Raw genomic sequence first — 8,610 nt, forward strand, 5'->3', positions numbered from 1 at the left:
AAGTCAAGTATCAATCATCATCATTCGATTCTTTTTGTTTCTTTTCTTCACTTGAATATACCTCCCTAAAAATTCCAGATAGCTTTGTTTTTTGCTGTTCATCGCACATTGCTCTTGTTTTTAAATAACTTTCAATATTGCCTTTTGTGAGCTTAGTAAAAATTGAACCGAATTCTTTTGCAAGCGAATCCAACTTAATGGTATCGGGATTTTGTTGGGATAATTCTTTATAAATCATCATCCGCATTATAGTAACATCATTGTATAAATTTTTTTCTTTTTTTCTGTATTCTTTTTTACTCAGTTTGTATTCATCCATTTGTTTTTGCGAAAAACTCAGTTCTTCCTGAATAAATTTGATAATCCGCGACCTGGGGCTGCCGCAGTTGCTGTGTTTAAATAACCATTTGTGATAACCAATAGTGAATAATGTAGCTAAATTGGTAATGAGCAGAAAAACAATTACCAGTATCAATATCCTTTGTTTGCTTAAAAATCTCATAGTTATAAGGTTTAATTATTTTTTCTATTTTAATAATTATTTTTAATTTTTTCATCGTTAATTACAAAATCGCTTGCAAACTCTCTGATTTCTGTTGCCCTGTCTTTTTTGTAACTTGTATTGGTAAAATAATTTGCATTTTTTGTTCCGAGAATAATGCCGGCTGCCAGTCCCGCTGATATTATCAGAGCAAAAACAAATACATGTGCCAGACGATAATATACGGGTATAATTTCCTGAAGATTGTTGTTTTTAATTTTTTCGTTTATTCTTGTAAACAAAAAAGGATTAACCTTTTCGTTTTTTTCAACATCAATAATATTTATTGTTTCGGCAACTTGTTTGTAAAGTGCAGAACATTCGCTGCATTCGTTTAAATGAAGTTTTATTTGGACTTCGTTTTCCTGCGAAAGTTCTTTTGTTGCAAAGAATATTAAATTATTTTGTACTATTTTGCAATTCATAATTTTATGACTTTATATTTTGACACTTGTTTTTTGTTTTTCTTGCTGAAAATATTTTTGTTTTTCAATATTTACCTTTATAATAATTCAATAATTTTTTCTGAAGATTTATTTTTGCCCTATGAATTAATGATTCCACAGATGAAGTGGAAATATTCATTACTTCAGCAATTTCCTGATACGAAAGCTCATCATATTTGCATAATACAAATGCTGTTTTCTGGTTTCCTGTTAATGTATTCAGGGCATTTTTCAATACAAGTGACAATTCCTTGTTTTCGATTTTGCTCTGGCTTTGCTCTAATGAAGATATTTGACTTTCCTTAAACTCAACCTTTCTGAAATCAAATAAAAGTTCAATTGTTTGAATTATATTTTTTCTTTTTTGCTTTCGGATATAGTTCAGTGATTTGTTAACTGTTATTCTGTATATCCATGTTGAAATTTTTGATTCGTAACGGAATTTTTCAAGTGAATTGTAAACTTCAATAAATATTTCCTGAACTAAATCCTCGGCATCTTCGGTGTTGTGTACAAAACCCATGCAAGTACTGAAAACCTTATCCTTAAAATCATAAAATGCTTTTTCGAAAATAGTTTTCTTGTCGGTAGCTGTGTTTATTTCCTGCATGATTTTTCTGTCGGAGATAAAGTTTTTGCAAAGTTACAATTTAGACAATAATAAAAAATAAAAATCGCATACGGATTTATAATTTTGCGGGTTTTTAGAAGTGAATTTACTGAGGCCGTCCAAAAAGTACTCTGTGCATTCTCTGTGGCTCTCTGTGTAATTTTTTATTCTTGTTACACAGAGGTTCACAGAGAAGTCACGGAGAACCACAGAGAAAAAAATACTAAATTTTTACTTTTTAGACAGCCTCAGCAAATTGTATTATGAGTTTTTATAAGCCGTAAAACTTTTTTATTAAAGATACCACGTGTTCGATTTGTTTTTTTGATAATTCGGGAAACATGGGTAAACTCAGAATTTTTTTGGTATAGCCCGAGGCAACAGGAAAGTCGGAACTTATAAAATTAAAATGTTTATACGCAGGTAGTAATGGGAGTGCAGTAGGGTAATGAATAGCTACCTCAACTTTGTTTTGCAGAAGAAAATTTTTCAATTCGTCTCTTTTTTCTGCTCTGATGCAATAAATATGAAATATATGTTTTGCATTTTCTCTTATTTTCGGAGTTTTTATTTCGGGAATATCCGATAGAAGTTTATTGTAATACAAAGCATTTTTCAAACGGTTATTATTCCATTTATCAATATATTTGAGCTTTACATTGAGAATAGCGGCTTGTATTCCATCCAACCGGCTGTTTATTCCTTCAATCTGATGTTTATGTTTCTCCAATGCACCGTGATTGGCAAACATTCTGCATTTGATTGCAAGTTCATCATCGTTAGTGATTATTGCTCCTGCATCGCCATAAGCGCCTAAATTTTTCCCCGGAAAAAAACTGAATGTTGAAGCAATTCCGAATGTTCCTACTTTTTGTTTGTTGTATTCTGCAAAGTGTGACTGGGCACAGTCCTCAACTAAAAATAAATTATTTTTTTCGCAGATTTTTTTTATTTCATCTATCCGCGCACATTGTCCGTACAAGTGAACAGGCAATATTGCTTTGGTTTTTGAATTTATTTTTTCATTTATTTTTAAAGCGGAAATTGTGAAATAATCTTTTTCAATATCAACAAAAACGGGTTTTGCTCCGGTTTGGCTTATTGTTTCAGATGTGGATATCCAGCTTAATGCTGTTGTTATTACTTCGTCACCTTCGCCAATACCGAGCATTTTTAAGACAATGTATAACGCATCGGTTCCATTGCCAACACCAATGCAATGTTTAACATTGTGTTTTTTTGCAAATTCTTTTTCGAAATCCAGAACATGTTTACCTTTAATAAATGATGAATTTTTGATAACATCATTTATCGTAACATTAATTTCTTTTTTTATTGTCCTATATTGAGTGTGTAAATCAACAAATGGAATGTACATATATTCGAATGTTTGTTTGTTCAGTTGTTCGTTTGTTCAATATTTAAGTGCTGATTTTAATTACTCTTATTAGTTTTGCGGGATTTCCTGCATATATGCCGGGCTTTAAAATATTTTTTGTAACAACAGAACCTGCTCCGATAACAGCATTATCGCATATTGTTACAGGTAAAATTGTTGAATTTGTACCTATTGAAACATTATTTCCGATTTTTGTTGCTTTCCATAATTCTTTATTGCCGCGCGATGGCCCGCCTATTTTTAAAAGGTCATTAATAAACATTACTCCGTGTGCAATAAAGCAATTGTTTCCAATTGTAACAAGTTCGCAGATAAATGTGTGCGATTGTATTTTGGTTTTTGTTCCGATAATAACACCGTTTTGAATCTCGACAAATGGTCCTATAAAAGAATTATCGCCAATTTTACAACCATATAAATTAACCGGTTCAATAACTTTTACATCTTTTCCGAATTCAACATTTATTATGCTTATTGAAGTGATGGCGGGCGTATTTGACATTAAGTAAGTTTTTTTAATTATAAAATTCCCCTGATGCTTTTACGTAGAAGTGCTTTTGAGTATATCTTATCAATAATTTCAACTGTTTTCATTCCTTCAATTCCGCTGGTTGCTATTTTTCCATTATTTGTAAGAACATCAACAATATTTTTATATACCTCACCATGATTTGACATCGAACCCTGATAATCTCCATAGTTATTTGCTCCCATTCCTTCGGATAAATCTTTTATTTCATAATCTTGAATACATTGATATTCTAGTTTATTCAAATATTGACCTCCAACTTTAACAGTTCCTTTTTCGCCGAATACCGTAATAGATCCTTCCATGTTTTTTGAATAACTGTTGATTGAAAAGTTGATTGTACCTATTGCGCCATTGAAAAATTCAATAATTACAGTTCCTGTGTCTTCAAATTCAATTATATCTTTATGAGCAAAGTTACCGGTGAAAGCAGAAACTTCTTTTATATCGCCAATAAGCCAGTAAAGCAAATCAATAAAATGACTGAATTGAGTGTAAAGTACACCGCCGTCAAGTGTTTTTGTTCCTTTCCAGTCGGAGTTTTTATAATAATTTTCGTTTCTGTTCCAGAAACAACTTAGCTGAACGCTGAATATTTTACCAAGTTTGCCTTCGGTAAGTGCTTTTCGCAATGCCACAATCGGCGGATTAAACCTGTTTTGTTTTACAATAAAAAGATGCTTGTGGCTTGCTTCGGCTTCATCAATCATTTCCTTGCAGTCCATAACATTAATTGCCATCGGTTTTTCACAAAGCACATGAAACCCTGCCCGTAGAGATTTTGTCGTATGTTCAGCATGTAACCCGTTTGGTGTACAAATAGATATTACATCAATATCTTTTTCTTTCGACAATAAATCTTCTATTGAAAAATAAACATTTGAGAAATATTTCTTAGCAATGCTTTCTGCACTTTCAGAATTTATATCACAAACTGCTTTTAGAATTCCTGTTTTGCTTATTTCTTCGGCGTGTCTGGTTCCTATTCTGCCACAACCTATCAGTCCGAAATTTATAGTCCTCATTTATGCGCTTCTTATTTTATTTGTGGTAATATTATAAATACACTTTGTGAAATATTTTATATCAGTATAGTAGGGATGTTTCTCTTTTTCCAGCAGATAAGTTCTTTCCGATTCGATATATTCTTTAACATTTTGTTTCAGTAATGCAACGTATGGTGGCAAACATCCGGGCTTATATTTCATTCTTTTTATTTTTATATCGTCAGGAAATTCTTTCATGAAACTTTCACTTAATGGGCGTACGCCTACGATATTCATTTCGCCCCGTAACACATTTATAAGTTGCGGTAATTCATCGAGCCAGTATTTTCTCATGAATTTCCCCCATGATGTAACCCGCATATCATTTGCCAGTTTGCCATTGCTGGAAAATCCATTTTTTTCTTTAATAAAATCCTGCAAATATTCCGAATAAGGATACATTGTTCGGAATTTATAAACATAAACCAACTTCCCGTTTTTTCCTATTCGTTTCATTTTAAAAACCGGGCCGTATGAGGGATTTTCATCGAAGCATGGTTTTTTTACTTTTTTAAACACAAAATACAAGCGGTTTCCGAATATCTTTTCATCTACATAAGAAAAACCACATGCATATAATCTTCCGAATGTTTCGGCTTTTGAAATTACTCGGTTTCTTCCTTGTGTGATGAAGAAATATATTTTCTTTGTAAAAGGGAGTTTCGGAAAAATTCTTTTAAATATAAAATCTAAAAAAACGTATATGTAGTTTAAACCCGGCAAATACTTATTAATAAGTCGTCTTTTCCTTAGTTCCATTGTTTCAACTTTACCGATAAAGAATCCACTTTCGGAAATTTTGTAGTTAACTGCTTCAAGAAATTTATTTATTCTTCTTATATCATTTATTTTTCTTAGATTTACTATGTTTTTATATTTGTTGACTTCAATGTTCTCAATATTAAATTTACTCCTTGTTTTAATGGAGAATGTGGAATTATCATCAAAATTGCAATACTGCGAAATAAAATCAAAAACTTCCTGTCCTGAATTTTCTATTATTAATCTTTTCATAAGTACAAAATATCATTTTGTGGGATGTAAAATTACATCAATTAATTTGATTTTATGCTAAATGGTTTTCATTATAAAAGCATAAAAAAGAAAAAAAAAGTTTATCATTAGTAAAAAATAAATTAATAATATTACTTTTGAGATACTTTAACGTAAGTTTAATTTTAAAGTTATGCAAAAAGATAAAAGACCTTCATGGGATGCCTATTTTATGGAAATAGCCAATACGGTTTCTAAAAGAGCCACATGTGACAGGGGTAGAAGCGGTTGTGTTATTGCTCGGGACAAGCAAATTCTGGTTACCGGCTATGTGGGTTCTCCGATTGGGCTACCTCATTGTGATGACATAGGACATCAAATGAAAAAAATTATACATGAAGATGATAAGATAACTAATCATTGTGTTAGAACTGTTCATGCTGAGCAAAATGCAATATGTCAGGCAGCTAAACTCGGAATAGCTTTACAAGGAGCAACACTTTATTGCAGAATGACTCCTTGCAGAACTTGTGCTATGATGATAATTAATTGCGGTGTAAAACGCGTGGTTTGCGAAAAAAAATACCATGCTGGTGACGAATCGGAACAAATATTAAAAAAAGCTAAAGTTAAACTTGAATATTTTTGTAACGAGGTTTTAAATTATAAAAATCAATAGAGATAAAATTTATTTTAAATGGGAAAAGCTATCCCGTATTCAGATAGCTTTTTTGTTGTCCGACCTGGGATCGAACCAGGACTCTTCAGATCCAAAACCTGACGTGTTGCCAGTTACACCATCGGACAATATTTTTACAAAATTACAAAATATTTTTGAGTTACAAAATATTTTTATTAAATAATATAATCTGTCAAATTTTTAACTTTTAAAAAATAACAATAATGAGTTGGTGCAATTTTCATACACACACGAAGTTTTGCGATGGCAGCGAACAACCCGAAAAATATGTTGAAGAAGCAATAAATAAAAAAATGTTTGTATTGGGATTTTCTGGTCATGCTCCTTTGGACTGGGGTAGCGGTTGGTGCATAAAAGACGACGAACTTCAGGAATACTGCAATATAGTAAAATCTTTGAAAAAAAAATATAAAGAAAAAATAAATATTTATCTCGGACTGGAAATTGATTTTATTCCTGGATTAAGTAGGGATTTTAATGTAATAAGAAAAAAATGTGAACTCGATTATTGTGTAGGTTCTGTGCATTTGGTTAAGCGAAAAGGATTTAATGAACTTTGGTTTATTGATGGTCCCGATAAAAATTATATTGATGGAATGAAAAATATTTTCGATAATGATATAATATTGGCAGTAGAACATTATTATCAACAGATTATTGAAATGGTTATTTCACAGAAACCCGATGTAATAGGGCATATTGATAAAATAAAAATGAATAATAAAGGCAGGTATTTTACAGGTGATGAAAAATGGTATAAAAATTTAGTTTTACAAACGCTCGATGTTATTGCCGAATCGGGAAAAATAATGGAAATTAATACACGTGGCATTTATAAAGGTAAAACAAATTCGCTGTTTCCCGAAAATTGGATAATAGGGGAGTGCCTGAAAAGAAAAATTCCTGTAACAATAAGTTCCGATACGCACAAACCTCAGGAACTTACAAATTATTTTAAAGAAACCGCTGTAATTTTAAAACAAATCGGCTACAAAGAAATATATTTCTTCAATGACAAAAGCTGGATTTCAAGGGCATTTGATGAAAACGGAGTGAAACTGAAAACTGAGAACTAAGAACTGCGAACTTTTTAATACTCCTGATGGCTGGCATATACATTCACATTCCCTTCTGCAAAAGCAAGTGCAACTACTGTAACTTTTATTCGGTCGCTTCATTGGAACTAAAAACAGATTATGTTAATGCTTTATTGAAAGAAATAGAATTGCAGAAAGACTATTTAGAAAATGAGAAAGTAGAAACTATTTATTTTGGTGGAGGAACACCATCATTGTTGAGTTCAAATGAAATAAACAAAATAATAAATGAGATTAAAAAATATTTTGAAATTGAAATAAATTCCGAAATTACTCTCGAAGTCAATCCCGAAAGTTTAAGTAAAGAAAAAATAAAGGAAATTTCAGAAACCTCTGTAAATCGCCTAAGCATTGGTGTGCAGTCGCTATTTGATGAAGATTTAAAATATTTGGGGAGAATTCATACGGCAAAACAATCGCTTGAGGCAATAAAAAATGTGCAGAAATATGGCTTTAAAAATTTAAGCATTGACTTGATATATGGAATTCCATCTTTAACAAATGAAAAATGGATTTCAAATTTAGAACAAATATTTCTTCTTGAAGTGCCTCATATTTCAGCATATTCATTAACTGTCGAATCTAACACGCCTCTTTATAATCTTATTGAAGAAGGTAAATTAAATGGAATTGATGAAGATAAAATTGCTGAACAATTTGAAATACTTATGAAACTGATGTATGAAAATAATTATATTCATTACGAAATTTCAAATTTCTGCAAGGAAGGGTTTTATTCATTGCATAACAGCAATTACTGGAAACAGCAAAAATATCTTGGTATTGGTGCTTCGGCGCATTCGTATAGCGGAATTTCAAGGCAATGGAATGTTGCAAATAATACAGAATATATAAACTCAATAATAAATGGCATAATTCCTTTTGAAAAGGAAATACTGGCGGGCAATCAGAAATACAACGAATATATTCTTACAACGTTGAGAACCATTTGGGGAATTGATTCAGATTATATTAAAAACAATTTCGGAGAATTTTATCTGGAATATTTTTTTAAGCAAAGCGATAAATTTGTGAGAAGTGAAAAAATGATAAATAAAAATAATATTTTTTTGCTTTCCAATAATGGAAAAATTATTGCAGATACAATAATTAGAAGTTTATTCCTGAGTTGTGACATTTGCTAAAAATTTAAAATTCCAAAAAAACAAACATCAGAAAATAAGGAGTTTATAATCTAAAAAAATGAATTTTACCGCACTAATGTGTATTTTTGTGGTATGTATTCTGT

The 8,610-nt window shown here is 31.0% G+C and carries 10 protein-coding genes and 1 tRNA gene; 3 read left to right on the forward strand and 8 right to left on the reverse strand.

The features are described 5' to 3' along the window. Positions 1-10: 10 nt before the first annotated feature. The 7 genes from WC223_08905 to WC223_08935 all read right to left on the reverse strand — a co-directional run bounded on the left by WC223_08905 (position 11) and on the right by WC223_08935 (position 5,585). The gene (locus WC223_08905; GenBank protein ID MFA6924358.1) at positions 11-502 is read right to left on the reverse strand and encodes a hypothetical protein; all 492 of its coding nucleotides are present in this window, start codon (positions 500-502) and stop codon (positions 11-13) included. A gap of 29 nt (positions 503-531) precedes the next feature. After that, positions 532-966: a hypothetical protein gene (locus WC223_08910; protein MFA6924359.1), complete on the reverse strand. Its 435-nt coding sequence runs from the start codon at positions 964-966 to the stop codon at positions 532-534. Positions 967-1,030: 64 nt separating this feature from the next. Further along, entirely contained in the window at positions 1,031-1,597 is a 567-nt protein-coding gene (locus tag WC223_08915; GenBank protein ID MFA6924360.1) for an RNA polymerase sigma factor, read from the reverse strand. 271 nt (positions 1,598-1,868) lie between these two features. After that, positions 1,869-2,975, reverse strand: a complete 1,107-nt coding sequence (locus tag WC223_08920) for a DegT/DnrJ/EryC1/StrS family aminotransferase (GenBank protein MFA6924361.1) — start codon at positions 2,973-2,975, stop codon at positions 1,869-1,871. A gap of 43 nt (positions 2,976-3,018) precedes the next feature. Then, positions 3,019-3,498: an acyltransferase gene (locus tag WC223_08925; protein MFA6924362.1), complete on the reverse strand. Its 480-nt coding sequence runs from the start codon at positions 3,496-3,498 to the stop codon at positions 3,019-3,021. 17 nt (positions 3,499-3,515) lie between these two features. After that, positions 3,516-4,550, reverse strand: a complete 1,035-nt coding sequence (locus tag WC223_08930; GenBank protein ID MFA6924363.1) for a Gfo/Idh/MocA family oxidoreductase — start codon at positions 4,548-4,550, stop codon at positions 3,516-3,518. Next, complete coding sequence (locus WC223_08935; protein MFA6924364.1) at positions 4,551-5,585, reverse strand: sugar transferase; 1,035 nt, start codon at positions 5,583-5,585, stop codon at positions 4,551-4,553. A 172-nt stretch (positions 5,586-5,757) separates the two neighbouring features. Here WC223_08935 and WC223_08940 point away from each other — a divergent pair, with 172 nt between their 5' ends. Then, positions 5,758-6,243, forward strand: a complete 486-nt coding sequence (locus tag WC223_08940) for a cytidine/deoxycytidylate deaminase family protein (GenBank protein MFA6924365.1) — start codon at positions 5,758-5,760, stop codon at positions 6,241-6,243. Between the two features lie 55 nt (positions 6,244-6,298). Here WC223_08940 and WC223_08945 read toward each other — a convergent pair. Next, positions 6,299-6,371 (reverse strand) — tRNA-Gln (locus tag WC223_08945). Between the two features lie 96 nt (positions 6,372-6,467). Here WC223_08945 and WC223_08950 point away from each other — a divergent pair. Together WC223_08950 and hemW are read left to right on the forward strand one after the other, a co-directional pair. Next, a complete protein-coding gene (locus WC223_08950; GenBank protein MFA6924366.1) occupies positions 6,468-7,340 on the forward strand; it encodes a histidinol-phosphatase in 873 nt (290 codons plus the stop codon). A 26-nt stretch (positions 7,341-7,366) separates the two neighbouring features. Next, positions 7,367-8,506, forward strand: coding sequence for a radical SAM family heme chaperone HemW (gene hemW / locus WC223_08955; GenBank protein MFA6924367.1), 1,140 nt, complete (start codon positions 7,367-7,369; stop codon positions 8,504-8,506). Positions 8,507-8,610: the final 104 nt, after the last annotated feature.

It is taken from the genome of Bacteroidales bacterium, assembly GCA_041671145.1.
In the GTDB taxonomy this organism is placed as follows: Bacteria; Bacteroidota; Bacteroidia; order Bacteroidales; family JAHJDW01; genus JAQUPB01.

Excerpts from the sequence above, each read along its gene's own strand:
- WC223_08905 (MFA6924358.1), bottom strand. The coding sequence starts at position 502 with ATGAGATTTTTAAGCAAACAAAGGATATTGATACTGGTAATTGTTTTT.
- WC223_08910 (MFA6924359.1), bottom strand. The coding sequence starts at position 966 with ATGAATTGCAAAATAGTACAAAATAATTTAATATTCTTTGCAACAAAA.
- WC223_08915 (MFA6924360.1), bottom strand. The coding sequence starts at position 1,597 with ATGCAGGAAATAAACACAGCTACCGACAAGAAAACTATTTTCGAAAAA.
- WC223_08920 (MFA6924361.1), bottom strand. The coding sequence starts at position 2,975 with ATGTACATTCCATTTGTTGATTTACACACTCAATATAGGACAATAAAA.
- WC223_08925 (MFA6924362.1), bottom strand. The coding sequence starts at position 3,498 with ATGTCAAATACGCCCGCCATCACTTCAATAAGCATAATAAATGTTGAA.
- WC223_08930 (MFA6924363.1), bottom strand. The coding sequence starts at position 4,550 with ATGAGGACTATAAATTTCGGACTGATAGGTTGTGGCAGAATAGGAACC.
- WC223_08935 (MFA6924364.1), bottom strand. The coding sequence starts at position 5,585 with ATGAAAAGATTAATAATAGAAAATTCAGGACAGGAAGTTTTTGATTTT.
- WC223_08940 (MFA6924365.1), top strand. The coding sequence starts at position 5,758 with ATGCAAAAAGATAAAAGACCTTCATGGGATGCCTATTTTATGGAAATA.
- WC223_08950 (MFA6924366.1), top strand. The coding sequence starts at position 6,468 with ATGAGTTGGTGCAATTTTCATACACACACGAAGTTTTGCGATGGCAGC.
- hemW (MFA6924367.1), top strand. The coding sequence starts at position 7,367 with ATGGCTGGCATATACATTCACATTCCCTTCTGCAAAAGCAAGTGCAAC.